Annotated in this window: 30 protein-coding genes; 13 read left to right on the forward strand and 17 right to left on the reverse strand. The window is 60.8% G+C overall.

The window, feature by feature from the left end; genetic code table 11:
• Positions 1–298: 298 nt before the first annotated feature.
• From XH88_RS00060 to XH88_RS00095, 8 genes are all read right to left on the reverse strand, one after another.
• Positions 299–2,407, reverse strand: a complete 2,109-nt coding sequence (locus XH88_RS00060) for an EAL domain-containing protein (RefSeq protein ID WP_271613391.1) — start codon at positions 2,405–2,407, stop codon at positions 299–301.
• Between the two features lie 26 nt (positions 2,408–2,433).
• Positions 2,434–3,771: a globin-coupled sensor protein gene (locus XH88_RS00065; protein ID WP_271613392.1), complete on the reverse strand. Its 1,338-nt coding sequence runs from the start codon at positions 3,769–3,771 to the stop codon at positions 2,434–2,436.
• A gap of 411 nt (positions 3,772–4,182) precedes the next feature.
• Positions 4,183–5,178: a PAS domain-containing protein gene (locus XH88_RS00070; protein WP_271613393.1), complete on the reverse strand. Its 996-nt coding sequence runs from the start codon at positions 5,176–5,178 to the stop codon at positions 4,183–4,185.
• 553 nt (positions 5,179–5,731) lie between these two features.
• Positions 5,732–6,151, reverse strand: a complete 420-nt coding sequence (locus XH88_RS00075; RefSeq protein ID WP_271613394.1) for a hypothetical protein — start codon at positions 6,149–6,151, stop codon at positions 5,732–5,734.
• Between the two features lie 13 nt (positions 6,152–6,164).
• On the reverse strand, positions 6,165–9,314 hold the full coding sequence (locus tag XH88_RS00080; RefSeq protein ID WP_271613395.1) for an efflux RND transporter permease subunit: 3,150 nt from the start codon (positions 9,312–9,314) through the stop codon (positions 6,165–6,167).
• Positions 9,311–10,387, reverse strand: a complete 1,077-nt coding sequence (locus tag XH88_RS00085; protein ID WP_271613396.1) for an efflux RND transporter periplasmic adaptor subunit — start codon at positions 10,385–10,387, stop codon at positions 9,311–9,313. The genes XH88_RS00080 and XH88_RS00085 overlap by 4 nt, the downstream gene beginning before the upstream one ends.
• The gene (locus XH88_RS00090; RefSeq protein ID WP_271613397.1) at positions 10,384–11,499 is read right to left on the reverse strand and encodes an efflux RND transporter periplasmic adaptor subunit; all 1,116 of its coding nucleotides are present in this window, start codon (positions 11,497–11,499) and stop codon (positions 10,384–10,386) included. The genes XH88_RS00085 and XH88_RS00090 overlap by 4 nt, the downstream gene beginning before the upstream one ends.
• Positions 11,496–12,335, reverse strand: a complete 840-nt coding sequence (locus XH88_RS00095) for an ATP-binding protein (protein ID WP_271613398.1) — start codon at positions 12,333–12,335, stop codon at positions 11,496–11,498. The genes XH88_RS00090 and XH88_RS00095 overlap by 4 nt, the downstream gene beginning before the upstream one ends.
• Positions 12,336–12,571: 236 nt before the next feature.
• Here XH88_RS00095 and XH88_RS00100 point away from each other — a divergent pair, with 236 nt between their 5' ends.
• On the forward strand, positions 12,572–13,225 hold the full coding sequence (locus tag XH88_RS00100) for a TetR/AcrR family transcriptional regulator (protein ID WP_271613399.1): 654 nt from the start codon (positions 12,572–12,574) through the stop codon (positions 13,223–13,225).
• A 46-nt stretch (positions 13,226–13,271) separates the two neighbouring features.
• On the opposite strand, the gene XH88_RS00105 is transcribed toward XH88_RS00100, so the two are convergent.
• Together XH88_RS00105 and XH88_RS00110 are read right to left on the reverse strand one after the other, a co-directional pair.
• Positions 13,272–13,922: a TetR/AcrR family transcriptional regulator gene (locus tag XH88_RS00105; RefSeq protein ID WP_271613400.1), complete on the reverse strand. Its 651-nt coding sequence runs from the start codon at positions 13,920–13,922 to the stop codon at positions 13,272–13,274.
• A gap of 5 nt (positions 13,923–13,927) precedes the next feature.
• On the reverse strand, positions 13,928–14,365 hold the full coding sequence (locus XH88_RS00110) for a hypothetical protein (RefSeq protein WP_271613401.1): 438 nt from the start codon (positions 14,363–14,365) through the stop codon (positions 13,928–13,930).
• Positions 14,366–14,849: 484 nt separating this feature from the next.
• Between XH88_RS00110 and XH88_RS00120 the strand changes: the two genes are divergently transcribed.
• The 9 genes from XH88_RS00120 (at position 14,850) to XH88_RS00160 (ending at position 19,497) form a co-directional block, all read left to right on the forward strand.
• On the forward strand, positions 14,850–15,050 hold the full coding sequence (locus XH88_RS00120; protein WP_271613403.1) for a hypothetical protein: 201 nt from the start codon (positions 14,850–14,852) through the stop codon (positions 15,048–15,050).
• A complete protein-coding gene (locus tag XH88_RS00125; protein WP_271613404.1) occupies positions 15,047–15,202 on the forward strand; it encodes a hypothetical protein in 156 nt (51 codons plus the stop codon). The genes XH88_RS00120 and XH88_RS00125 overlap by 4 nt, the downstream gene beginning before the upstream one ends.
• A 21-nt stretch (positions 15,203–15,223) precedes the next feature.
• Positions 15,224–15,442, forward strand: coding sequence for a hypothetical protein (locus XH88_RS00130; RefSeq protein ID WP_271613405.1), 219 nt, complete (start codon positions 15,224–15,226; stop codon positions 15,440–15,442).
• 40 nt (positions 15,443–15,482) lie between these two features.
• Entirely contained in the window at positions 15,483–15,776 is a 294-nt protein-coding gene (locus XH88_RS00135) for a hypothetical protein (RefSeq protein ID WP_271613406.1), read from the forward strand.
• A gap of 24 nt (positions 15,777–15,800) precedes the next feature.
• A complete protein-coding gene (locus XH88_RS00140; RefSeq protein WP_271613407.1) occupies positions 15,801–16,400 on the forward strand; it encodes a PepSY domain-containing protein in 600 nt (199 codons plus the stop codon).
• A gap of 39 nt (positions 16,401–16,439) precedes the next feature.
• Complete coding sequence (locus XH88_RS00145; RefSeq protein WP_271613408.1) at positions 16,440–17,612, forward strand: DUF3734 domain-containing protein; 1,173 nt, start codon at positions 16,440–16,442, stop codon at positions 17,610–17,612.
• A gap of 30 nt (positions 17,613–17,642) precedes the next feature.
• Complete coding sequence (locus XH88_RS00150; RefSeq protein ID WP_271613409.1) at positions 17,643–18,434, forward strand: acetoacetate decarboxylase; 792 nt, start codon at positions 17,643–17,645, stop codon at positions 18,432–18,434.
• A gap of 66 nt (positions 18,435–18,500) precedes the next feature.
• Positions 18,501–18,791: a hypothetical protein gene (locus tag XH88_RS00155; RefSeq protein ID WP_271613410.1), complete on the forward strand. Its 291-nt coding sequence runs from the start codon at positions 18,501–18,503 to the stop codon at positions 18,789–18,791.
• A gap of 97 nt (positions 18,792–18,888) precedes the next feature.
• The gene (locus XH88_RS00160) at positions 18,889–19,497 is read left to right on the forward strand and encodes a hypothetical protein (RefSeq protein ID WP_271613411.1); all 609 of its coding nucleotides are present in this window, start codon (positions 18,889–18,891) and stop codon (positions 19,495–19,497) included.
• Between the two features lie 444 nt (positions 19,498–19,941).
• Here the strand turns inward: XH88_RS00160 and XH88_RS00165 are convergent, their stop codons facing one another.
• The gene (locus XH88_RS00165) at positions 19,942–20,340 is read right to left on the reverse strand and encodes a Rap1a/Tai family immunity protein (protein WP_271613412.1); all 399 of its coding nucleotides are present in this window, start codon (positions 20,338–20,340) and stop codon (positions 19,942–19,944) included.
• Positions 20,341–20,421: 81 nt separating this feature from the next.
• Between XH88_RS00165 and XH88_RS00170 the strand changes: the two genes are divergently transcribed.
• The 3 genes from XH88_RS00170 to XH88_RS00180 all read left to right on the forward strand — a co-directional run bounded on the left by XH88_RS00170 (position 20,422) and on the right by XH88_RS00180 (position 22,051).
• Positions 20,422–20,634: a hypothetical protein gene (locus tag XH88_RS00170; RefSeq protein ID WP_271613413.1), complete on the forward strand. Its 213-nt coding sequence runs from the start codon at positions 20,422–20,424 to the stop codon at positions 20,632–20,634.
• A gap of 377 nt (positions 20,635–21,011) precedes the next feature.
• The gene (locus XH88_RS00175; RefSeq protein ID WP_271613414.1) at positions 21,012–21,464 is read left to right on the forward strand and encodes a mobile mystery protein A; all 453 of its coding nucleotides are present in this window, start codon (positions 21,012–21,014) and stop codon (positions 21,462–21,464) included.
• Positions 21,461–22,051: a mobile mystery protein B gene (locus XH88_RS00180; RefSeq protein ID WP_271613415.1), complete on the forward strand. Its 591-nt coding sequence runs from the start codon at positions 21,461–21,463 to the stop codon at positions 22,049–22,051. The genes XH88_RS00175 and XH88_RS00180 overlap by 4 nt, the downstream gene beginning before the upstream one ends.
• A gap of 13 nt (positions 22,052–22,064) precedes the next feature.
• Here the strand turns inward: XH88_RS00180 and XH88_RS00185 are convergent, their stop codons facing one another.
• The 6 genes from XH88_RS00185 to XH88_RS00210 all read right to left on the reverse strand — a co-directional run bounded on the left by XH88_RS00185 (position 22,065) and on the right by XH88_RS00210 (position 26,302).
• A complete protein-coding gene (locus XH88_RS00185; protein WP_271613416.1) occupies positions 22,065–22,634 on the reverse strand; it encodes a hypothetical protein in 570 nt (189 codons plus the stop codon).
• A gap of 37 nt (positions 22,635–22,671) precedes the next feature.
• Complete coding sequence (locus XH88_RS00190; protein WP_271613417.1) at positions 22,672–23,346, reverse strand: hypothetical protein; 675 nt, start codon at positions 23,344–23,346, stop codon at positions 22,672–22,674.
• A 441-nt stretch (positions 23,347–23,787) separates the two neighbouring features.
• Positions 23,788–24,141, reverse strand: a complete 354-nt coding sequence (locus tag XH88_RS00195; RefSeq protein WP_271613418.1) for a DUF6527 family protein — start codon at positions 24,139–24,141, stop codon at positions 23,788–23,790.
• On the reverse strand, positions 24,138–25,553 hold the full coding sequence (locus XH88_RS00200; protein WP_271613419.1) for a HesA/MoeB/ThiF family protein: 1,416 nt from the start codon (positions 25,551–25,553) through the stop codon (positions 24,138–24,140). The genes XH88_RS00195 and XH88_RS00200 overlap by 4 nt, the downstream gene beginning before the upstream one ends.
• 1 nt (position 25,554) lies before the next feature.
• On the reverse strand, positions 25,555–25,956 hold the full coding sequence (locus XH88_RS00205) for an E2/UBC family protein (protein WP_271613420.1): 402 nt from the start codon (positions 25,954–25,956) through the stop codon (positions 25,555–25,557).
• A gap of 4 nt (positions 25,957–25,960) precedes the next feature.
• Positions 25,961–26,302, reverse strand: a complete 342-nt coding sequence (locus XH88_RS00210) for a multiubiquitin domain-containing protein (protein ID WP_271613421.1) — start codon at positions 26,300–26,302, stop codon at positions 25,961–25,963.
• Between the last annotated feature and the right edge of the window lie 25 nt (positions 26,303–26,327).

The raw sequence follows: 26,327 nt of genomic DNA on the forward strand, positions 1-26,327 counted from the left end.
ATATGATGGTCGCGCCAGAAATCGTGCGCAACGCCGAGCTTGCCGTCATCTTCCTTGAGTCGCTCCCGGTCCTTCAGCACACGCGAACAGTTTGCGGGCTCGATCTTCCCTTGATCTGCCTGCTGATCGAAGTGAAGGCGCACCGCCCATGCGGTTTGTCAGCAAGAGGGGTATCTGTTGAGCGTGTGAGACCTCTCGCAGATCCGAGAGCACCCAGGAGGATCGCGTCAATTCGACCCGCTCTTCTGATACTTGAGCGAGCTTCAGGGAGAGCGGCACCTTGCTTAGATGGCCGCAATCAGAGTGCCCTCTCAACGAGACTGACGCTGATGCACTCGCTCAGGGCCGCCGGTGCCGGTCTGCCCAGCAAATAACCTTGGACGAGATCTACTCCCTGGCTTCGCAAGTATTCTAACTGATCCCGCGTCTCAATGCCCTCTGCAGTGACCTGAACGCCTAAGCCTCGGGCCAAGGTCATGATCGACGCCACAACCGTCCTGCTTGCCGGTTTATTGACCACGTCTCTCGTGAACGAACGATCGATCTTCACCTTGTCAAAAGGAAATGAGACGACCGAACCGATCGAAGCGTATCCCACACCGAAATCGTCGAGCGCTATTGATATCCCAATGTTCTTGAGCTGACGAAAGAGAAGAAGATTCTCCTCCTTCTCCTGCAGCAGCATGGATTCTGTGACTTCGAACTCAAGCCGATCAGGTGACATACCTGTTTCCAGCAGCGTTCTTAGTACAACGTCGAACAACGCCGGGCCGCGGAACTGTTCAGGAGACAAGTTGACGGCAACTTTGACCCCCTTACGCCAAGACGCGGCGTCTGCGCATGCCTGCCGAAGAATCCACCGGCCCAAGGGCTCTATAAGGCCGGTCTCTTCAGCGATTCCAATGAATCGGTCCGGGTAAAGCAGGCCTTGAGATGGGTGACGCCATCGCACCAAGGCCTCCATCACACTCGGCTGCAGCGTCTTCGCATCAAAGATGGGTTGATAGTGCAATTCGAAATCGCCCCGGGCCACGGACTCGCGAAGTTCGTTGACGAGCCGATTGCGGGATTGAGCGTTCCTGTGCATTTCTTCTTCGAAGAACCGATATCCGTTTCGTCCCTCGGCCTTAACGCGGTAAAGGGCCAGATCCGCCTTGTAGAGCAGTTCTGAAGCCGTAGAGCCGTGCAGCGGAGCGAACGCCAATCCGATACTCACCCCGACCGACACGTCCTGCGCCTCGAACGAGAACGGTATCGCCACGATTTCAAGGAGGGTGATCGCAAGTCTTTTCGCCTGCTCGCGCGCTTCTCCAGAGCTGAACTGTACGATCGCGAACTCGTCGCCTCCCAGCCGGGCAATTAGATCACCATCGGAGGCAACCGATTTCAGGCGCCTGCTCAGTTGCTTGAGCAGGGCGTCGCCGGCAGCATGCCCCAGCGTATCATTCACCCACTTGAAGCCGTCGAGATCCAGCAAGTAGACGATCAGCTCCTGTTCACTTGCCTTTGCGTGTGCGAGCCGGTTCAACAGATCTTCGAGCAAGGCAGCTCTGTTCAACAGGCCAGTTAACGCATCGTGACGGGCCGCATAGTACACTTGGGCTTCGGCCTTCTTTCGAGCAGTAATGTCGACCCGGATCGCCATGTACGCGACCGGCTTGCCGTTTGAACCAAGCTGGGGTGTGATCACGGTGTCGACCCAGTAGAGCTCCCCGCTTTTCGCCCTGTTGCAAAGCTCGCCCCGCCAGACGCCCCCTTTGGCGAGGCGACGGTACATCTGCCGAAAAATTTCTGGCGCATGAAGCCCTGATTTCAGGAGGCGGTGGTTGTTTCCGACCAACTCCTCCCGGTTGTATCCACTGATCTCGCAAAATCGATCGTTGGCGTAAGTGATCGTACCCCGGACGTCAGTGATCGCGACGATGACAGCCTGATCGATTGCATATTGCTTCTCGATCAGCTCCTGCCTTGCCGCCTCGGCCCGGAGCTCTGCGAGACGAAGCTCGGTGACATCTCGGTGCCTTTCGACGAAGCCACCGTCAGACATGGGATGCATATCAAGCTCGATGAACGACCCATTCTGCAATTCATACGTCGTCTGGAACTCTTCGCCCCGCTGAATCGCCGCCAGGTAGCCGGCTGACTGGACATTTTCCATGGCAGCGACAACGCGGGCATGACGGCCCTTCAGAAGATCCTCTACTGAGCGGCCCGGCGAAACCTCGGAAGATGTCAGCGAATAGAGGCAGCGGTGTTGTTCATTACCTATCACCAGCCTGGATCGGCCGTCGAAGACACACAGGCCGTGAGAGCTGCTTTCGATGGCGGTGTGGAGCAGTTGCTCCCAGTTCACCTCGCGCTTTGACACGCGCCCGGCGATCTCGAAATCGTTCGTTGCTTTACTCATTGTGTCGCCAGACTCTGGAATATTACCTAGGCTGCCCGAATTTCAGCAAAGAACGCTTCCACCTCCGACCGAAGCGCCGCGGCCTGGATCGACAACTGTTCGGACGCGCTCAGGAGGCTTCCCGCCGTCTGCCCGGTTGCCGTGGCGGCCTGGGTCACGCCGGAGATATTGATGGACACCTCCTGCGTGCCCTGGGCCGCCTGCTGGACGTTGCGCGCAATCTCGGCGGTCGCCACGCCCTGCTCTTCGACAGCCGCCGCTATGACGGTCGCGATCTCGCTAACGGAGCCGATGGTGCGGCCGATATCCTCGATCGCCGCCACCGACTCCTTCGTTGCGCCCTGAATCGAGAGGATCTGCTCACTGATTTCACTGGTAGCCTTCGCCGTCTGCTCCGCCAAGGCTTTGACCTCGGAAGCAACGACGGCGAAGCCGCGGCCGGCCTCGCCGGCCCGCGCGGCTTCGATCGTGGCATTGAGGGCGAGCAGATTGGTCTGCCCCGCGATGGTGCTGATCAGTTCCACCACGTCGCCGATCCGCTGCGCCGCTTTCGCAAGGCTCTGGACTGTGTCGCCGGATCGGGCGGACTGCTCGACCGCAATCCGGGCGATCCTGGTCGACTCGGATACCTGTCGGCCGATCTCCTGAATTGAGGAGGTCAGTTGCTCGGTCGATGCGGCCACCGCCTGCACATTCGTCGACGCTTCTTCCGAAGCGGCGGCTACCGCGCTGGACTGCTGGGTCGACTGAGAGGCGTTTGCCGCCAGACCATTGGCTGCGCTCTGAAGATTGCCCGCCGAACCATCGACCGTGTCCAATACCCTCTTCATCCGGGTATCGAAGCCGCGGATGGCAGCATGGATCTTCTCCTGACGCTTTTCCCGCTCGGCCAGCATTGCCTCCTGATAGACGGAGATCGCAATTTCCATGTCGAGCATCACTGCGCAATTCACCGCGCTCAAAACCTCGCAGAGACGCCTCTGCCTCCAGCGATAGCGCCGCGTGGCGAGCGACACGAGTTGGTTCAGGACAAAATTGTATCCACCAATGTACCAGCGCGGCTCCAGGCCGATCTTGTTGTGGACCATGCCGATGGCACGGACTCCTTTCAAATATTCGTCGTCGAACCGGCCGTTGAACAGCCGCGCCCAGTGCGTGCCCTGGGCCGTCTTCAGTCTGGGAATATCGCTCCCAATCAGTGCGGCAAGCTGAGGCTCGCTCGTGACGTGCCGGTAGAAGCCGTCCAGGATGCGCGGTACGGCCGGCTCGGCAATGGTCCAGAATTCACGCAACAGCTCCCCGGTACGGGGCGAAATTCCCATGAAGCGTAATCTGTCCTGGCGTTGCTGGTCTGAGTCCGCCATCATTTGGTCCTTTCAATTTGACTGTGAAAAAGAAGTACGGCAATCCGGCACCGAGCCGACCAAGTCGACGAGCCAATCGGAATGAGTAAGGGCCATGTCGGCGACCACGTATTTTTCGAGCGTGACGACAAGCCGCTCCGCTAGGAGCTGAGTGCACGCGCGGTTTCCGTGGCATCGAATGAGTTTCGTCATCATGTTCGCACGTCGCGCCAGAGATCTACGTGCAGAACAATAATGCCGACCCTGCTAACCTTCTGTTAGGCAAAATTGGCGCCTGCGGTTCGGCTTGCGCGGCCATTGCGATTGGCGTTGCGCGCTGCCGCGACCATTCAACGCCAGATTTGCGAGATGCAGCGTTCGCGATCGACGGCACGACCAATTTGGCGAGATCAGCGCAGGTGAGGCGCCAATTTAGCGGGGGCGCACGCCAGGTTTTCCTGCTTCTGGAAACAGGAGTTCGACGCCGGCTCTTGCGAGTGCCGCTTCGATCAGGGGAAGCGCTGGGTCGTTGTGCGGTGGCGCGCCGTCCAGTTCCTCCAGGCGGCGGATAGTCGCGCGCGTGGTGCCGGCAGCCTGCGCCAGATCCATCACCGACCATCGCACGAGCCCGCGCGCGGCCCTGATTTGCGCCCCGGTGATGCGGTGGGCGCCGGAATGCGTCGTCTTGCGATCGAGATCGACGCTGATCCCGAGCCACTCCTTGATATTCCCGGCGTCATCAAGCAGCGGCTGACCGGTGGAACGCTTCCAGTTGAAAGTACCGTCGGCCTGGAGAAAGCGGTGCACGACGTCATAGCCGCGTTTCTCCCGGCTTGCGGCCGCACAGACTCTGAGCATCTTCTCCTGGTCGTCCGGATGGACGAGCTGGAGCCAACCAGATTCGGACGCAACGATCTGGTTGGCATGATCGCAATTGACGAGTTCTTGGATTCGACCGTCCGATTTGGCGATCCATACCACGGCTCCCGCAGCCTTGATCAGGGCACGATACCGCTCGTCGGCAATCCGCAGGCGGTTGAGCTGATCCTCGCGAGCCGTGATATCCGTGCAGACGCCGATTGCCTTTTCTGCCGCCCCTTCCGAATCCACGAAGACGATGATCTGGCAGTAGATCCAGGCGATGTTGCCACCGGGGCGAATGACGCGGAACTTCCGTCTGATGGTGGAGGCCTTTTGGATGACCCGCTCCACCTCGGCCTGCGCGCTGCGATCGTCGGGATGGGTGACCTGGAGGATGGCCGCAAAAGATGGCGCTACCTTTCCCGGCTCGATGCCTAGAAGATCATAATACCCGCGCGACCAGTGCATCTCATTGGTACGCAGATTCCAGCTCCACAGGCCGCACCGCAGTTCACGCTCGATCAGGCCGAAGCTCTCTTCGGTGCCTCTCTTCAAGAGGTCCAACATTTCTTGCTCTTACTGATCCAAATGCTGCACAGTTAGCAAAGTCAGGAATGTTGTCCAGCAGTATGCCAATTGGTCCGCCTTACGTTGAATGACGACGACCCGGGTCGACATCGCCATCGGCCGAAACACCGCCGGCCACCAGATCAGTGGCGGTGACGCGCATGCAGCTGCGTAGCGTGGGCAAATAATGCGCTCGCCTCGCTGGCCGGGCTGCGAACGCAGCTTCCTCCGCGTCCGGCGATTGCCGACACGCACTGGTCGATCGTCTCGAATGCGCAACTCCGAATCCCGGAGTCATAGTCGAGCCGGCAGACCGCGTATTCCTTGGTCGCGACCGGCTCCGGCGGGGTCAGAATCGCCGTCGCTGTTGCCCCCACGACAACCACAGTGAACGCGAAAATTCTCTGCATACTTGCTTCCGTGATCGGGGCGATGCTGAGACCCACAAGGCCGTCAGCGAGAGTTCTCTTTCCATATGCGGCGTGCTCATGGGCTAATCGCAGACGAGATACCTGCGATGGCCGCTGTAAGCGTAACGGCACTCGCTACTCGACTAGTAGTTCGAGCGCGCCCCCTCATAGCCGTATCCGGCATAGGCCCCGGCTGCGTATGCCCCGGCATAAGCCGCGGCGCGCGCCCCATAGCCATGGCCGTGCTCGCCGCCATAGCGATAGCCGGCGCCACCGATGTTGACCGCCGTCGTCCGCGCGACGCCCACCACAGCCGGCCCACCGCCGGCACCTCGCGCGGCAAGATCAATGCGCGGCCCGGCCGCTGGACCGAGGAGAGGGCCGGGACCAGGGGCGGCGGGACCGGAAGCTGCGAGGGCTGGGGGCCCTGCCGGCGCCATCGGGGGAGGTCCGGCGGGCGCCATCGGCGGCGGCGGAAATTGCGCGAATGCAACAGACGAGGCGAGCGAACTTGCCGCGACCGTCACGGCGACAGCAAGGGTTGATAGCGATTTCGAGAGCATCATCGACTCCATTCTAGATTTGGAGCTCGAGGACGGGCTGCGGGGAGCGGTGAGCAGGCCTGTCTTCGGCCGGCGCCTCGTGGGCAACGGCTTCGAGCTCGTGTGAAGGTGATTCATCCGCATAATCCGGATGGATCCGGAACCAGGCCACATAGAGCGCCGGCAGGAACAGCAGCGTCAGCAGCGTGCCGACGATGATGCCGCCCATCATGGCGTAGGCCATCGGGCCCCAGAAAATCTCCCGTGCGATTGGAATGAGCGCGAGACTTGCGGCAGCGGCCGTGAGCAGGATCGGTCGCATGCGGTGCTCGGTTGCTTCCACGACAGCATCCCAGGCGGGCCTGCCCTCCTTCTTGAGATCCTCGATCTGTACGATCAGGATCACGGAGTTGCGGACCAGGATGCCGATGAGCGCAAGCACGCCGAGGATGGCCACAAAGCCCAGCGGTGCGCCGCTCGGCAGCATGGCCATGACGACACCGATCAGCGCGAGCGGCGCCACCGCGAACACCAGGAACAGGCGCGAAAAACTCTGCAGCTGCACCATCAGCACGGTGGCCATGACGAACAGCATCAGCGGTACGACCGCGACGATCGGTCCCTGGCTTTTGGCACTCTCCTCCACTGAGCCGCCGATCCTCACGGAATATCCGGCCGGCAGCTGCTTGGTAAACTCCGCAACCTTCGGCGCGAGCTGATCGACGACCGTCTTTGGCTGAACGTCACTGACGACGGCGGCCTTCAGCGTGATGGTCGGAATCCGCGACCGCCGCCAGATCGTGGGCTGCTCGAGTTCATAGCGCAGATTGGCGACGGCACCGAGCGGCACCGGCTGGCCGCCGAGCCCGGTTAGTTGCAGGTCGCGCAGCGTGTCGATCGAGGCGCGCTCCTGTGCGGTCGCACGTCCCGTGACACTAACGAGATAGATGCTGTCGCGCACCTGCGTGATCGGCGTGCCCTGGAGCACCGAGTTGAGCGTGGTGGCGATGTCCTCCGAGGTCACGCCGAGCTGGCGCGCCTTGTCCTGGAGCACGTCGACCTTGACGACACGGGCCGGCTCCATCCAGTCGAACACCGCATTGCCGAGATCAGGACTGCTGCGAATGACGCCGGCAAGCTTCTGCGAGAGATCGCGGACCTTGGCGACGTCGGGCCCGCTCAGGCGGTATTGCACCGGACGGCCAACGGGCGGGCCGACTTCGAGCAGCTTCACGTAGGTGTCGGTGCCCGGGAACGTCTTCCTCAGATAGTCCTCGAACTGCGACTTGAGCTTGTCGCGCGCGGCGATCCCGCCCTTGGTCAAGATCACCTGCTGACCGAACCAGGTGTTCGGGGTCTGCACGTCGAACGACAGCACGAAGCGTGGCGCGCCGGTACCGACGTAGGTGGACCAGTGCTCCACCGAATCGTTGCCCTGCAGCTGCTCGCGCTCGAAGCGTGCCATCTGAGTGTTGGTATCCGTGATCGAGGCGTTCTGCGGCAGGCTCCAGTCGATCACGAGCTCGGCGCGGTCCGACGAGGGGAAGAACTGCTGCTGCACGAACTGCAAGCCGAACAGGGCGAGCAGGAACACGCCAGCCGTCACCGCGACGGTGCTCCGGCGATGGTGCATGCAGAACAACAGCAGGCGCGCGAACATCTGTCCGAGGCGGCCCTTCTGCTCGTGATGTCCCTTGATCTTCGCCGGCAGGATGGTGACGCCGAGCAGGGGGGTGAACAAGACGGCGACGATCCAGGAGACGATCAACGACACCGCGATCACGACGAACAAGGTGAAGGTGAACTCGCCGGCGTTGCTGCTGTTCAGCCCGATCGGGATGAAGCCGGCTACGGTGACCAGCGTGCCCGTCAGCATCGGGAACGCAGTCGACGTATAGACATGGGTTGCCGCCTTTTCGAGGGGATCGCCGATCTCGAGCCGCGCCACCATCATCTCGACGGCGATCATGGCATCGTCGACCAAGAGACCAAGCGCGATAATCAAGGCTCCCAGCGAAATGCGTTGCAATGAGATACCGCAATAGGCCATCACGACGAAGGTGATCGCGAGCACGAGTGGAATGGCGATGGCCACCACGAGTCCGGCACGCGAACCGAGGCTCAGGAAACTGATGCCGAGCACGATGATCACGGCTTCGAACAGCGCTTCGGTGAAGCCCGAGACGGCATGCTCGACCACCACGGGCTGGTCGGCAACGAGGTGCACGCCGACGCCGATCGGCAAGTCGGCAATGATCTTCGTCATCCCTTGCTTCAGCGCCTCACCGAACTGGAGCAGGTTGGCACCGGATTTCATGCCGATCGCGAGGGCAATGGCGGACTTGCCGTTGTATCGGAACAGAGTGGACGGGGGATCGACGTATCCGCGCGTGATGGTCGCAACATCGGTCAGCGGAAAGAAGCGATCGTTGATGCGGAGATTGACCGCCTTCAGGCTAGCTTCCGACGTGAACTGACCGTTCACGCGGACGCTGATCCGCTCCGGCCCTTCCTGGAACACGCCTGATGGCGCCACCGCGTTCTGGCCCTGGAGCGAATTCATGATGGCGTGAACATCGAGGCCGAGGGCTGCGATCTTGCGGGTGGAGAATTCGAGGTAGATCACCTCGTCCTGCGCACCGAGAATGTCGACCTTGCCCACATCGGGCACGGTGAGCACCTTGGCCCTGATATCCTCGACCTGATCGCGGAGCTGGCGCTGGCTCAGTCCGTCGCTGGTGAAGGCATAGATGTTGCCGAAGACGTCGCCGAAGCGATCATTGAAGCCGGGTCCGATCACGCCTTGCGGGAAATCGCCCTTGATGTCGGCGATCATGTTGCGGACGCGTACCCAGGTCGGCTTTACATCGGCCGCCTTGGTCGAATCGCGCAAGTAGACGAAGACGGTGGTCTGACCCGCGACCGTCACGCTCTTGGTGTAGTCGAGCGATTCCAGCTCCTCGAGCTTCTTCTCGATCCGGTCAGTGACCTGACGGGTCATCTCCTCAGGCGAGGCCCCCGGCCACTGCGCCTGGATCACCATGGTCTTGATGGTGAAGTCGGGGTCCTCCTGCCGTCCCAGTTGGAGATAGGCAAACAGGCCGGCCGCCATGAAGGCGATCATGAAATACCAGACGAGGGAGCGATGGCCGAGCGCCCAGTCGGAGAGGTTGAACGACTTCATGGCTCTTGATCCTGTTCGAAGCGGACGTGCTGTCCCGGCTTGAGGCTGTGAATTCCGGCGGTAACCACGCGGGCGCCCGCGGCTAGCCCTCCAGTGACGCGGATGCCCGACTGTTCGGAGACACCCTCGATCTTCTGCAAGGAGACGGTGCTGGTGGATTGATCGACCACCCAGACGAAATCGGCGCCGTCCTTGGCGAGCACCGCTGAAACGGGCAGGCGCAGCACCTTGCCCTGGTCCTTGCCGAGCTTTGCCGTGGCGGTGGCGCCGAGACGGAAGCTTTCCGGGGGATTGGCGAGCGCGATCCGGACGCGCCGCAGCCGCGTGACGGGATCTGCTTGCGGCGCGATCTCGCGAATCCTGCCCTCGACCTGAACGGCGGGAAGAAGCTGGAGACTGACCGTAAACGGAAGACCGACGTCGAGCGGCACAGGGAGGTCTTCCCCAATGTCGACGACCGCCTCACGAATGTCCGGCCGCGCGACCGTCACCACGGTCTGACCGGGCGAAACCACCTGGCCGACTTCCGCGCCGACGGCGGTGACGACGCCGCCGAAATCGGCCTTGATCTGGGCGTAGCCGAGTTGCTCGATCGCCTTGGTCAGGCTCGCCTGCTCCTGGGCGACGCTGGCTTCGGCGCCGGCGCGCGCCTGCTCGGCATTGTCGAGCGTCTGCTTGGTGGTCGCATCGCTGGTGATGAGCGTGCGTTGCCGCTCCTCCGTGGCCTTGGCGGTCGCAAGCTGCGCCTCGGCCTTCGCAAGCTGCGCTTTGGCGGCGCGAACGGCGAGATCGAGCGCGGTCGGATCGATCGTACCGATGATCTGTCCTTCCTTGACGATGTCGCCAACGTAGACCGGACGCGAGGTCAGCCGTCCGAGCACGCGAAACCCGATGTTGGTCTTGTAGCGCGGCTCGACGACGCCAACGGCAACCGTGCCGTCGTCGCTGTTCGGCTTGGCCAACGTCGAGAGCACAGGGCGCACCGGCTCCGGCGCGCTCGTCTTCTGCTGGCAGCCGGCGAGCAATGACGCGGTTGCGAGCGTGCCGACGATCATGATGATGGGCCGCTTCATGACCTGTCTCCCACTTCAGTGACGGACTGGCCGACACTCAGCAGCTTGCCGCCGTCAATAACGATGCGCTCGCCGGGTTCGAGCCCTGCCTTGATCAGCACCTGTCCGGCCTCGTATGCGCCGACCGTGACCGGCTTGAGCGACGCTGTTTGGGTTTTCGGATCGACCGTCCAGACGGCAGGCTTCCTGCCCGCAGCCATCAGCGCGCTCCAGGGCACTGCGATCTCGTTCTGAGGCTTCGCCTTGACCGTTCCGACGATGGCGCCGCCCAGCGTCATCGCGGCTGGCGGATTGTCGATCGACACCTTGACGCGGATCGTGGAGCTCTTCGCGTCGATCACAGGTGAAATCTCCCTCACCTCGCCGGTTGCGGTCACGCTCGGATCGGACACCAGCGCCAGCGTCACGCGGCGACTGTCGGTCTGGCCGAGGAAGAGGGATTCATAGACTTCGAACACGGCATCCCGCTCCCCGTCCTGCGCAAGCGAGAAAACGGGTTGGGCAGCAGGAACGACCTGGCCGACCTCGAGATTTCGCGCGGTAATGACGCCGTTCGATTCAGCGCGCAGGACGGTATATCCGAGCGCATCGCGCGAGGTGCCCAGCTGCGCCTTGGCGGCCTCCAGTACACCCTCTGCGGTGCGCAGACCTTCCCGGGCCTGGTCGTAGACGGTGCGAGTGGTGAAGCCGCTTGCAATCAGCGCGTTCTGCCGCTCGAACGTAGCCTTTGCCACGCGCAATTGGGCTTCGGCAGAGGCCACTGCCGCCGTCGCAGCATCGACATCCGCCTGTTGCTCGGCCGGATCGAGGCGGGCGAGGACGTCGCCCTTGCTGACGTGAGCACCGATGTCAACAACGCGAGCAACCACACGCCCGTTGACGCGGAACGAAAGATCGGCACGGAAGCGCGCTTGAACCTCTCCGGTCAACGTGATGGCGGCTTGCCGCTTGCGCGGCTGCACGGTCGTGGTTCGGACCAGCGTTGTCCGTGGAGCCGTCTGCGCCGCGTGATCGTTGCAACCGGTCAGCGCAATGCTGACAAGGAGGGTCGCTGCGGCGAGAACCCTGCCCTTATGTGGCGTTCGAACGGGATTCGGGAACTGGCTGGTCATGGCGCGTCCGTATGATGGAAAGCTGACAACAGCCCACCAAGCGCATCGGCGGATCGGCGAGCGACGGCCCTTTCACCGCCTTGCTGGCGCAGTCGTCCCGCAATGGGATCGGTCGCAGCGGCCGGTCCGCGTTGATCGGCCGTTGCGCTTGCCGCGAGCACCGCTTCATTTGAAGCGGTAACTCTCGTGCGGCGCGGAGCCCTCATCTGGCGCGCTGCGATCGACCAGTTTGCACCCCGTTCGCGCTCGGTCAGCGGGAACGCGAGAACGATCGAGGTGAATTCGGCGCCGAAACCCTGCTCGATCCGGCCGCCGAGCGCCCGCGCGATATCCCTGGCAATGCGCAATTCGCGATCAGAAGCTTCCCGGGCAGGACGCGAGCCGTTGTCCAGGATCACGCAACTCACCAGCGCGCCGGTCCGCGTCAGCTTGATCCTGATCTGCCCGGCCCGGGCATCAAGACAAGCGTGCCTTGCCGCGTGCATCACGAGCTCATGGACGATCAGCCCGAGGTGCCAGCAGCGCTCCGGCTCAAGCGCGAGGGACTGGGTCGCAAAAGCCAGTTGAATGTTCGTCCGGTCGAGCAGCGCGCGGCGCATGCCGCAGCCGAGCTTGCGAAGGTAGGTCGCGGCGTGGATCAGCGTTTCACCCGTGGGCATGGCCAACGCACGGTGCATGTCGGCATAGCCATGCAGCAGCTCGACGACATCGCCGAGCGCGCGCTTCGCTTCCGCCCCTTCGACCCGGATGGCGGCGGCGGAGACCAAGTCGATGGCGAAGGCAACCCCGTTGGTAACCCGGTGATGCAGTTCGCGCAGCAGCACGCCTTCCTGCAAGCCGGGCGATTTCGGGTTCAAAGCAGTCACGACATTCTCCTCATTCGGCTCGAACGATCGGGGCCCGAACGCCCCACCTTTGCGTCCCCGATCCTCCGGGAGCACTCGCTAGGTCTGCCAAACATCGCGGTCCAATAATAAACTATACCGTATATTTTCTTTTTCTTGCCTTTCATGGCTGGCCGTGTCAAGTGGGAAAGCGACGCGCACAGACTCGTGAATTCGGAGGTCCAAGAATGAAGAAGACGAAGCGAGGCAGACCGCCAAAGGATCTTGCCGGTGATGCGCAGGCGCGCATTCTCGATGCAGCTCAGCAGCTGTTTCTGGAGAAGGGCTATCGCAGCGCCAGCATCGACGACATTTCCGAGCTCGCGCCGGCGAGCAAGCCGACGATCTACGCCCATTTCCCCGGCAAGGAAGCGCTGTTCGCGGCGGTGGTCGCTCGCACGGTTGAGGGATTGACTGATTTCGAGGGCTTTTCGCCGGAAGGCCGCACCATTGAGGAAAAATTGACGAACCTCGGTTCGGCAATCGTGGAAAGATTCTTGGAGGAGTCGGTGGACTTGGTCCGCGCCACCATCGCCGAATCGCAGCGCTTTCCCGAACTGAGCCGGAATGTTCATGACACCGCGCGCGATCGCTCCCAGGCCGCGGTGTCGCAGCTGCTGGACGACGCCACACAGAAGCTCGCGCGTACACCAAAGGGTCCGTTCAGCGCCAAACGAAGCCGTGCCACCGCGCAGATCTTTCTCGACCTGATCCTGCTGCCGATGCTGTTTCGCTCGCTCGTCGGCGAGACGCCGAAGGACCTGAAGAAGGAGCTTCCCGGCTTCGTACGCGAACGGGTCGGGTTTTTCCTCGCAGCCTGCGAAGCGGACTGGTCGCACTAGGTGCGGCTGGCGTTTTCGAGACGGCTCGAGTCTGGAGGCAACCGCGTCAGCCGGCTGCCTTGAACTGCACGTGCGATAGCATCTCAACCGACTGCATCAATGGCGCGCGACTCAGGGCGGCCGCGCAAAATCTCAGCATCGCATCGAAGCTTGGCCGCAACGTCGCAGCTCCGACCCGCGATGGGTTGAGATGAACGTCCATGGCTTCCAGCAGGCAGCAGGTCAGCGCCATCGGACTGCCGTCGTGCAGTTCACCCCGTGCTTGCCCGGTGCCAATAATCGGTCGCACCAAGCCGCGGATCTTGTCCTGATAGGCCAGGACGACGGTCCAGTTCTGACGAACGGCCGGGGTCACCAGATCCTGCAATTTCTGATGCTGCACCGGTCGAGCTTCATTGCAGTCAGCGATAGCTTTCAGGATCGTCGCCAGGCGTCGCAGCGCCGGCCCATGGGTACGGGCCGCCTCAGCTGCAGCCCTGACAGTCTCGTCCAGTAACTCTCCTACTACGGCCTCCTCAATCGCCCGCTTTGAGGGAAAGAAGCGGTAGATGTTGGCCGCGGACATCGACAAGCGCCGCGCGATATCGGCGACCGTGGTCTTGTTGTGACCGATCTCGCAATAGAGCTGGAGAGCCGCCTGCACGATCCTGCGGCGGACGTTCACGTTCCCTGCCCGACCATCAATCTGCTCGCTCATGTGTCTCACCGCACCGGAAGGTTCATGAGCTCGCTGCGGCAGGCTTCGCCGAAATCCCGCAAAGGGTCCATCTCCTCGATGAAGTCGGGCAAGTCGACGAAGGTCCGGTTTGGCGACAAGTAGGTCTCGATGATGAGGCGACCAGTTCGTTCAGCGGCATGCACGACTTCACCGCTCGAAAGTATCCGCATGCGGCCGACCAGCGTGTACAGACTGACGAGTTGCGGGATCTCGGCCCTGTCGCTGACGAGCGCGTCGGCGTAGAGCCGCGACGCCTCCTCAATGAAGCTGCGGTACAGCCGCTCGCGCCTCGAGAACGAGCGGGCATGATGACGCTCGCGAAGCCTCCGGCGCCGGCTGAACCATCCACTGACGATGGTCGAAACGGCGCCGAACGCGGAGCCGCCGAAGGCGGCCAAAGCCGGGATGTACACGATACTCATGGGATCGCTCCTGTCTCTGCCACAGTGCGGAGGCTAAGGCTGACCCCGGTCACGTCAGCCGTAATCTTGCACTTATCTGGCCCTCGCCGATCCGGTGGTTGCGTGGTCGAACACCGCTCTACAGGCTTCGCTCAATTCCGACTTCCTCTGCCGCAGACAGGCTTCGACGCCCGACGGATCTGGAATGTAGGAACCGCATAGACGAAAGGCGTCGGGCGTGCAGGCCGCCCTTTGCTCCGGCGTGCCCTGATTCTCCTGAGCAGATGCTGCCGCGCCGCCAAGCGCGACTAGGACCGCTGCAAACAAAGCTTTCGTCAATCTCGTCATCTCAGATCCTTTCTCTGTCTGAGGCATCTTGTCGGCGAGCGCGGAAGCTCGCCGTCTCGATCCTGCACACGCGCTTGTGAGGCCCTCGTCGTGTTGACACCAATGGCAGCGCGGATTTATATGAACTATACGGTGTATTTTATTAAGGAGGCCGTGAATGTCAACCCTGCTGTTCGCGTTGATGCGCGAAAATCCGTTGCCCGGGCTCGCCGCCGCGTCACTCAACGTCATTGTCGCCATGTGCCTCGTCGCCCTGAGCCTGCTCCTGGGCATCACGATCGCGATGATCGCGTGGGCCCATTCGCTCGCCACTCGCGAGCCCGACACCGCCCGGCTGGAGCGGAGGATAGTCGCATGATTCCGGCCCTGCTGATCGCTCGTGACTGCATCATCTACTGGGTCAATTTTTGGATCACACCGGTGGAATGCGTGTTCGACGTGATCGAGTCCGAGATCGCGCGCAGAGGCGTTGCGCCTGAGGAATTCGAGCGGCTGTCGGAGGTGGCGTGAGATGACGACCGGTGTCCCGACATGCTGAACTTCGTCGAAGTCTTCGACGTGATGGACGTGGATCCAACGAGTGGAGAGGCCATTTGGACCGGCCTCACCGGAACGCGAACGGCACTCCAGCGCGACGGATTCATGATCCACCCGAAAGTCGGCGCCTATTGTCCGACGGACTGGCTTGACGAGCGCGGCTATCTCGATGCCGAGCTCGCACGCCGGCATCCGCGCCCTTGGAGCATCTGATGAAGAGACGATCTGATTTGCTCGTCGGGAGCGACCTACCGTGAGCCGACGATCCACCATGTTCATGCGCGCGAGCCTTTCGACCGACTCCGCCCTGCCTTTGCGCGGCTATTTCCTGTCGGTGGGTGGAGCGCTGGTCTGCCTGCTTCTGCTGGCGAACTGGGTGCTGCCCGCGCAACTGCCGCCTCGCGAGCCGGATCCTGCGCGGCCCACAATCCGCATCCACTCCGACGTGAAGGCACCGGAGCGCGTCGTGATCGATATCAATCAGTCACTGCCGACGTCCTCCGACAACGAGATCGTCGTTGCGCACTCGCCTGCCGCGAGCGACTGACCAACCAGATTCGAGATTGATCCGATGTCGAAACAGCATTTGTTTGCCCTGATCGTGTCGACCGCCACGCTCGCCGCCACTTGCGCCGTCGCGGACATCAGGAATTCTCCAGGGGTCGACAGTCAAACTGCGACTGCGCAAAGCGATACCGAAGAGGCTGCCATCCGCCGCGTCCTCTTGGAATTCCGTACCATACGCGTCCCGCTCAGCCGGGCGATGGCGATTGCAGAGCGCCTGCATGACGGCTCGAAGACGGCCGACATCAGCTTCGAGATCGACGGCCCGCCCATCTACCGCGTCCGCACCATCAAAAATGAACACGTGTGGGAGAACGCGATTGATGCCAATACCGGCAGCATCACCGGCAAGGAGTTGACGTCGTCGCTGAAGGAGCTCGATCGCGACGATCTCGCCAACATTCTCGCCTTGAGGTGGATCAAGCAGGAATTGTCGGATGCCGTAGAGGTCGCCGAGAGAGCGGCGGCCGGCAGCGCGCTGGCCGGTGGCGTGATCCGACAGGACGGCAAGCTCAACTTCGTGATCGTCGTCGCCACCGGCGACCATTTGAAGGAAGTGATGCTCGAGCCGCCCAAGGTCGGAAGGCGGAACGCCGGTCATCATTAACGCGCGCCTTCCAATCACCGATCACAGAGCACACTGCCTATGAACTTCCAGCCTCGATCACAACTCTCGTCCGCACAACGACAACTGCCCTTCGATTGCATCGCCCTGCTGCTGCAAGGCGGCGGCGCGCTCGGCGCCTATCAGGCCGGCGTCTATGAGGCGCTGGCCGAAGCCAGCATTCATCCCGACTGGGTCGCCGGCATTTCGATCGGGGCCATCAACGCCGCCATCATCGCCGGCAACCCGCCCGAATCCCGTGTCGATCGCCTCCGCGATTTCTGGACTCAGGTCACCTCGACGGCGCCATGGGATTGGTCCGGCACCCCCTTCCTCGAATGGACGCAGAGCGACAACACGCGCAACCTCATCAACCAGATCAGCGCCGGCTTGGCCGCGACGTGCGGTGCAGCCGGATTCTTCGCCGCCCGCCCCGTCCTGCCCTGGTTGCAGCCCGGCGGCGCCAGCGATGCGACCAGCATCTACGACACGCGCGCGCTCAAGACCACGCTGGAGCGCCTGGTCGACTTCGATCGCCTCAACGCCGGGCTGACGCGCTTCAGCGCCGGCGCCGTCAATGTCCGAACCGGGAATTTCGTTTATTTCGACAACACGACCCACGCCATCCAGCCGGAGCACATCATGGCCAGCGGCGCGCTGCCGCCGGGCTTTCCAGCCGTTGAGATCGAGGGCGAGCATTATTGGGACGGCGGCCTCGTCTCCAACACGCCGCTGCAATGGGTAATCGAATCGGACGCGCCGCAGGACATGCTCGCGTTCCAGGTCGACCTCTGGAGTGCGCGCGGTCAACTGCCTCGCAACATGGCTGAAGTGGTCACGCGGCACAAGGAGATCCAGTATTCCAGCCGCACCCGCGCCAGCACCGACCAGTTCAAGCGGGTGCAGCGGCTGCGACGCGCGCTCACGGATCTGCTCGGCAGGCTGCCCGACGATCTCAGCGAGCACGAGGACGTAAAGCTGCTCAGCACGGCGGTCTCGCGGAACGTCTACAATCTCGTCCACCTGATCTATCGCGCGCGCAATCACGAGGGCCACTCCAAGGACTACGAGTTCTCGCGGCTATCGATGCAGGATCATTGGCGCGCCGGCTATCACGATGCGCTGCGCACCCTGCGTCATCCCGAGGTGCTCGCCCGACCCTCCAGTCCCGACGGGGTCTTCACCTTCGATCTCGAACACGATGGCCGCGAGTAGCCGCAACTTCATCATCTGGAGAGAACGCAAATGCGCGAGACTGACGTGAAACGACGCGCTTTCGCCATGCCACTGACCAACCCGGCGTATCCGCCCGGGCCGTACCGCTTCGTCGACCGCGAATATCTGATCATCACCTATCGCACCGATCCGGCCAGGCTGCGCGCCGTGGTGCCGGAGCCGCTGGAGGTCGACGAGCGGGAGGCGCTGGTCAAATACGAGTTCATCCGCATGCCGGACTCCAACGGCTTTGGCGACTATACGGAAAGCGGACAGGTCATTCCCGTGTCGTTCCGCGGCCGCAAAGGCGGCTACACCCACTGCATGTTCCTCAACGACGAAGGGCCAATTGCGGGCGGACGCGAGCTCTGGGGCTTTCCGAAGAAGCTCGCGCAGCCGACGCTGCGAACCGAGATCGATACGCTGATCGGCACGCTGGACTATGGCCCGCTTCGGGTCGCCACAGGGACGATGGGCTACAAGCACCGCGAGGCCGACCTGGCGAAGGTCAAGGCTGCTCTCAACGAGCCGAACTTCCTCCTCAAGATCATCCCGCACGTCGACAGCAGCCCACGGATCTGCGAGCTCGTGCAATACCGGCTCGAGGACATCGTGCTGAAAGGCGCCTGGAACGGGCCGGCGGCGCTTGCCCTGACGCGACACGCCCTGGCACCGGTCGCCGAACTGCCGGTGCTGGAGATCGTCTCCGCCGTTCACATCCGCGCCGACCTCACGCTCGGGCTGGGCACGGTAGTGCATGACTATCTGCAGCAGCCGGCGCGCGGCTCGATTCAAGCGCGTGACAGAGCTCTGGTCTTCTAACTTCAATTGCGCGTCGCATCCGATGCGAAGCGCAGATCCAATTCGCGTGTTACGAGGAAGTCTTCGATGGGAATTCTGAACGGCAAGACCGCTGTCGTCACCGGCTCGACCAGCGGCACTGGCCTCGCCTGTGCAAGGGCACCAAGCAACCGTTTCCAGCTCGACCTCGCGGAAGACAACGGCTTGGCCAATGCCCTGCGCATTCGCGATGAGCTCTTCAGCTCGGATGTGCTGCCGGCCGATGCCAAGTTGATGGCTCCGAGCGATTTCTATGCGGCGACGGCTTTGAGACCATCGCGCACTCGGCCAACCGCCGGGGCTGAAAGGGCAAGGCGTTTTCCCTATCTCGCGGCCTGAGGGACGCGTCAGCCGACGACGGGGCAGTTGACTCAAGTCAACACGAGCAAAGCCGAGCCAGGAGATCATCCAATTCGAACAGTCAATGGAGACGGTCATGTCAGAGCAGAGCAGCGTGCATTTTTACCTGAATTGGGCCAAGGAGCGCATCGACGAGATGGATGCCGCGCTCGCCTCGTTCGAAGTCAAGGCCGACGAGGCTAAGGCCGAATCCAAGGTCAAGGCCGAGCAGATCATCACCGATCTGAAGAAGCGGCGCGACGAATTCCAGGTGCAGCTCAAGGCACAAGCCGAAGCCGGCGAAGCGGCTTGGGCACGGGGCAAAACAGAGCTCGAGAAGCAGTGGAACGCCTTCGAGGCGCAGATGAAGGTCTATTTCGAAGGCGCCGGCAAGCAGCTCGAGCAGCAGCAGGCCACCTTCAAGGACATTGCCGCAGCGCAGGCAAAGGCTTGCCGCGAGGCCGCCGACAAGTTCCGTGAGGCGGCCGGCAAGGTGGCGGCAGCACATTCCGGAGACTTCGACGCCGCGCTCAGACAAATGAAGTCTGATGCGTCAGAGGCGGAAGCGCGTCTGCATAAGCTGAAGCAGACTGGCAGCGAGTCCTGGTCTGTGCTGAGCGCAGCGCTCGCGGAATCCCGCAAGGCGTTCGATCAGGCCAACCAGGCAGCCTGGAATGCGCTGAAGGGCTCCGGCTCGAACAGTTGAAGGCCGCTCAGCATGTGCCTGTGCGATTTCGAGACGGAAAGGGTCGCACGAGACGCGACTTGTTGTGCCGCCCGAAATGAAAAAGCCCTTGCGGGCCAATCTCTTAAGGATGGTGGGCGCACCAGGGCTCGAACCTGGGACCCGCTGATTAAGAGACAGCTGCTAGCTCAGAACAATCAATCACTTAGTGATCGCACCACCGCGCTTATCCGACCAAAAATGGGCATTCGTCGCATGATCATAGTGTTTGCACAACTAAGCCCTAGTGGTCGGAGCGATAAAAGACGGCTCATATGATTGGCAGGGGTTTTCAGATGAAGAAGCTACTGGGCTAAGCAAGAAGGGACAACGCAAGCGCGATGGCTAGGATCCCGGAAGTGATGGTGTGGGCGGTTTGGGCCCGCACATCCGCGCGCGGCGCTTGACGGAATCAACCATAGATCCTCACCATCCGGGACAGGGCCACGCCTTCTTGAGGGCGTCGGGGAACATGATCGCCGGCAGGCCGTCCCGTTTGGACGGATTCTCCTTAAGGTAGGTGCAGAACACGTCCGTCACCTGCTCGAGCGTGGCGCGGTCGGGCTTGCAGTAGCCGACCACCCGGTTGAGTGCGAAGTCGATCTCGACGTCGTTGTTTGTCGAGTCCTTGCCGAAGTGCCGTCCGGAATCGATCACCGCCGCGGCGTGGGCGGCTGAGTCGTACAGGCCGGCCACGTAGCTAAAGGCTGCGCGCCGGTCGTTCCGGCACCAGTCGTAGATGTCGTTGCCGGAAAAGAATGCCGTCGGAGGCACCTCGGCCGCGCCAGCCGCGGTCCCGCCCAAGCCGAGCACCAACGCGATCAAGCTCGCTCGGATCCCGCCCATTACTCTCCCCAAAGTTGCGGCTATAATGGTCGGAACCGGGGTCGGAATCGAGGGGGCCGAGTGAGGAAAACCGTGTTTTTGGCGGCTGCCGCCCTGGCTTGCGCGGATTCTGCGCTGGCCAACGCCTTCGACGACTGCGTGCTCGACAAGATGGCCGGCGTCACCTCCGACGCGGCCGCAAAGGCGATCGAGGAAGCCTGCCTCCGCAAGAGCTCGGTGGTAATCGACGAGGGCGATCTGAGCGGTCTCCGCATCGTCGGCGGTGGCGGCTAGGCAGCGAGGCGAAAACCTCGGTTACTTCGAAATGCGTGTAAAACCCAAGAAGGCCGGGCTCGATGCACCGGGCTATTTCATTTTTGGCGATGTCGGGATTCCAACTGCGCGGGAGCATGGGCGGATGTCAGGTGTGAGCCGATGACCGGCAGCGATGAAGCAAGCCAAATTAGAACAATAAGGGAACGATCTCAACCGTTGGGTGCAGCTTCTAGCTCAGCAAGCCTCAATCTACGCCGACCAACACTGAATAGTTCCAATAAGATATTCCTTATCGTACCGATCTCATTCTATAAGGAATAACCTATTATCATCCATAATTCTAATAAGATATATCTTATATCTTTAGCAACTAACTATATGCTGTATCTTATCGCATGAAAGACGCCATCCGCCATCTCGACAGCCGCTTTGCCACGCTCCGAGCGCTCTCGCACGCCCAGCGCCCTCCCAAGGGCTGGATTCGCGCGATCCGCGACGCACTCGGCATGACCACCGCCCAATATGCCAAGAGACTGGGAGTATCGCAGCCCCGCATCGTGGAACTTGAAAAATCCGAGCAAGGCGGCAGTGTAACCCTCAATACGCTTCAACGCGCGGCTGAGGCCCTCGGCTGCCGGTTGGTCTATGTGCTTGTACCCGAGCGCCCCCTCGCAGAGGTTGTAACCAAACGAGCTGCCGAGATTGCTGAGCGGCAATCACGAGCTATCGAGCAGACGATGCGGCTTGAGGACCAAGCCGTGGATGACAATCAGGCTGCCCGCGCGCTTCGAGAGCAAGCGATCGAGGATTTATTGAAGCGCCCCGCGCGTCTCTGGGATGACGAATGACTGATACTGATCTGCGCGCCGCCGACGATCACGCGACACCGCTGACGCCCCAGGAGCGCGAAGATCTTATCCCAACGCACATTACCTTGCGCAGCGAGTTGAACGAACTCGAGCAGCAGAACATCGCGACGGCAAACCGTTGGGCATTCGGCCGTCGGAAAGTTGCGACGCGAGAAAGTTTTCTCAAGAGCCTTCACCGGCGCATGTTCGAACGTGTCTGGCGCTGGGCTGGAAAATTCCGAACGACGGAGCGCAATCTCAGCGTCGCGCCGCATCTGATCGAAGTTTCACTGCATCAGGTACTCGACGACGCAAGGTATTGGGTCGAGAACAACACCTATCCACCGGACGAACTTGCCGTTCGCTTCCATCACCGCCTCGTATCCGTACACCCGTTTCCAAACGGAAACGGCCGCTGGTCACGATTGGCTGCTGATGTATTAGTCGTGCAGCTTGGCGGCCGGCGCTTTACATGGGGCGGCGCAGACTTGCAGACAGCCGGCACTGCGCGCACGGCCTACATTGCAGCGCTTCAGGCTGCCGACAACCATGATCTCGGGCCACTCATCGCCTTCGCACGATCATGAACCGGTCAAATCATCACTCTGGTAAAGCCTCGGCAAAGTCCCGCATCGCAACAAACAGCTCATAGCCGGATTTGTGCCAGAACGATTCGAACGTGATGGTTTTCCGATCAAGGTCCGGAGTCAGAGAGATGCCGCGCCACGTGATGGGGAATTTCTCTGGTTTGTATCGCGAGAAATCGAACCGGAAATTGTGCGATACCGTGTTTCGGATGACTCGCGCATATTCATACCAATCCGCGTCGCGAAGCTTTTTGACCATCGCACTTCCAGAGCCCGCGCGATCAAAATCCTCGCAGTAGTCGCTTAACAGCTCGAACGGGACGCGAATGAGGGCGTGAAGCTGGTTAAGCACAAAGTCGGTAGTGATCGAAAACCGCGACGAGTCTCGCTCAAGTAGCATTGCAAGATCGGAGTAAGACACCCACGTGTCGAGCACCTTCATCTGTAGTCCGCGCGCTTCTTCGACAGCGCTCGGCTTGTATTGCGCGCCGCCTTGGAGCCAATGGCTCGAGATGATGGCCAGCCGATAAGATCGGTCTTGCCGTGCAAACTCGTCAAGAATTTCCGATTTCGTAAAGCGCATCACGACCACCGACAATCGATAGAAGAACAGGCGGGACCTAAGGCTGCCGGTCGAGCTCTTCCAGGAGCGTCAATCTGTATTCGTCTATAGTGACATAGTCATTCAGCAATTGACTATGAAACTCCACCTGCGGCGATTGCTCGAATATCGAGTGCATCATTCCTGGCACGAACTGACATAGCGCCAATTGTTCTGCCTGCACTTTCTCGTATTCGTCAGGATCGCTTCGTGCCGGTTCCTCCCACTTGGCTTTTTCGAGTTCGTTGTATTTCTCGATATTCGGCTTCGGCACAACGTAGGGCGGAATATAGAGAGGGATACGGTGGGCCAAAGAGTCACGAAGTTCGATCAGATTTCCAAACCATTTCTGCTTCTCGTCGAGGAATGCTTGGAATTCCTTGGTCAAGCCTTTCCGGACTTTTTTCTTTCCAAGACCAACGTCCTTCTTTTCCAGGTCGCTACCATCGGAATTCTTGATTTCTTTCTCGTAAACCCAGATCCACGCGATGTTGTCGAGGCAACCGAAGGCATTCATCGTGAAGGCCTGGATAGCGATTGCCGCATCAACCACGACGCCGCGCTCGGGAATCTTCTCCTGATCGGGAGGTAGCAGCTCAAAGACCCGATCGATTGACCGGGCGTTTCTAAGCGGCGGCAGAATCCCTGCTGCGCATACTCGGCGCCCCGCTCGGTCTTGTAGGTGCGCAGGCACATCTTTTCGCGAAGCTCGTTGAAATGACGATTCACCTCAGCTTGGCCGGCAAGAAGCTCAGTGACACGCTCCGCGGAAAAATAGCTCGGCATCATTCTGATCCTAAATTCAGCCCTCGTGCTGCAATCGCCAGCTAGGCTTGGCCGCGAACTTAGCGTCCTAGGTTCGCAACTCCACGTCAATCGTGCTGCGTCCGGCTGCGTGGAGCCCCGCGAATGGTCCTTGAAATTAAAGAGGAATCTTTAACAACCGGTCTGGTCGAAATCCGCAGCAAGAATTTGTAGATTTCGCTTATAGCCGTTCCGCAGGCCAACGTGCGACCTGCGACGAACCAAGAAAATCGTAAAAGAGCGTGAAGCGCTCAATCAAAGGCAAGTCGCTGTTGCTCATGCTATTGAACTAGCAAGTTCAGTCGGAATATTTCGTTCAGGCGATATACTCTCAATACCAACGTACGAAGCCATTCGTTAAGCGAAAATGACATTCGCAATCCTTCTTACGCCAAATCGATGGTTCAATTGTTACACAGCCGCCGTGCTCGGCCACGCGCCATAGCGGACGCGTGTCGGGTACGAGATTCATCTCGAGCACGATCCCGCAGCCGCCTGGGCACTTGAGCGCAGCGGACCACAAGTGATCGTTTTCACCTACGAGATAGACCTTCCCCGGCTCAAGCACGTCCGGCAAATCATCGACGCGGACGGCTGAGTAGGGAGCGCGCTGCCGGTAGAGTATCGGAAACCGGACACGCAGCTTCTGAAGCCGCTTGAAGAAGATTTGCTTGATTATATTCACGACGCACGCCCCTCTGAAAGCTCAACCTCATCGAGCAATGGAACGACGTCTCCGCGGCCAGCAAATTTGCTGAGAATGCGGCACGCCTGCCCTTCCGGCTCGGCGTATAAGGCGCCTTGTGTGAGGCTAACCGTCTGCACCGCATATTCATTATTTGGCTCGTCTCGATAGCCGTGAATACGGGCCAGGAGTTCGTTGACGCCGAGCGATGCGAGAAGCATGTTGACGCTGATGACTGCCGGGCGGCCAACGGGCATCGCAGCACCCGATATGTATTTTTCTTCCACCAGCTTCTTGTAAGCGTCCGGATTCCTCCGCCGCGTACCTTCAGCGCGCACGCCTTCCATTGTCAACAAATGTCGGCTGAGAAGACTGGCGCCGTCGGGCTGCACATAGTGAACGCTTCCGCAAATCTGATCGACGCCGCCGCGTGAGTCAGCTTCAATACGCACTCCAAGATCGAAATATGGCAGGAGATAATACACCGCCAGCTTGTTCAGCACATATCGCCCTTCAACAGAGTCCACACAGCCGAAGACGATGTCACAATCGGCAACCGCCCGTACGCATGCCGGGGAAATGAGATTTTGCGACAGGGCCTCAACCTGCGTCCCAAGGCCCATTTCGGCAATGGCGTGTGCAAGCACCTCGACCTTGGGTCTGGCAGAGGCAGCGTCCTTTGCCGTCGAGTGCAAGATGCGATTGAGGTTCTTTGCTTCAACAACATCGGGATCGACGAGCACGAGGCGTCCAACACCAAGACGTGCCAGTTGCTCAATGACGGGGCTGCCGGTGCCTGAGCAACCGATCACGGCAACGCTCAAGCGCCGCATCATTGAAATGGTGCCTTCGCCAAAGGCTTGAGCGTGCCTCAGCACAAACTCTGGCAAGCTGGAGGATTTCGCAGCACCGCCAAAATCCTCGGGAAAATGAACCTTAATCTCGTCGCCGACCACAGTGATTCGCTCGAGCGGAACAAAATCGCCCTTCGGCGTGACGACGCGGCCGAACATGCGGCCGTCATCGAGCATAACGACGCTGGCATGCGGCACATCGGCGTCAATCCAGCCATCGACCGAAGGAAATAGAGTCCGATCGGCAAAATCATCGGTTTCTGAAAATCGCGTATAGCCCCAATGCCCATGAAGCTTCACGACGCTGTAACTTAATCTGTTCGCCTCTTCGAGCAACGGCACCAAGACATCTGTCGGCCAGCTGACATGGTCCGCAGCACGCTCGGTACAGGCATCGTAGGGAATGAGGTGAATTTTTCGAACAAGCAGGCGGTGCCGTGCCCCTGACCGGCGGCTGCACAACGCAATAGCCACAGCCTCTTTTCCATCAGCCGGGAGAAGATGCGATTTGAGCGTGCTGTGCTGGCGGCCCGTCAAGGAAAGCGAAACATTTTGCATGTCAGCGCCTCTCGAACTCGCGCGCAAGCCAGTCGTGCACAAGAATCAGATGGGTCTCAAGCGAATCCTCGCCGGGCAACCACGGGTTAGCTGCGGTCCGGTGCCGTGACCAGCGCTGCCATTGCTTACCATCGATGTGAACCATGGCGTCGGCACATGGGATCGGTTTTCCATCTGTGCGCTGCAGGATCGGATTAAAGTAGGCCATATCGAGCTGGGCGTTCGGATATCCCGGCTCGATCTTTATGGCTATTGAAGCTTCAGGGACGTTATAGCCAGTCGGAAGTTTGGCCTTGTGAATGAGCAACCAAAACTCGCCGCCATTTTTGACGGCCTCCCATTGCGATCCGGCTGCGTCAAGGTGCTCTCGATCCAACGCCGGAAGATCGAATTCACGGCGCATCGATTCAGCCCTCGGTCTGATCGCGCGGCAGCGTCTTGAATTTCTCGACCTTGTGCCGATGCAGGTCAACGACCTGATCGAGCGCCACGATCTCAGAGCGGCCTCCGCTGAAGATTTCGCGCAGAATGTAGTGTTCAGGAGGCTCCTTCTTCGCGAGCACGAGAATCTCCCGGCCCGTAAGCTCATGCTTATGCACCGTGATCTTCTGTTTATCGACGCGGATCACATATCCTTTGGCGTGAGGTAGGTGTCGCCCCTCTTTCACAAAGATTTCGACTTCGACGATGTCATCTACCACCTCGACTTCGATCGCCTCGACAATCGGCTCGTTGCTTGGCTCTTCCATAGCGAACTCCTTTGGCTTTGGTTGA

This window comes from Bradyrhizobium sp. CCBAU 51627 (genome assembly GCF_028128765.1).
In the GTDB taxonomy this organism is placed as follows: domain Bacteria; phylum Pseudomonadota; class Alphaproteobacteria; order Rhizobiales; family Xanthobacteraceae; genus Bradyrhizobium.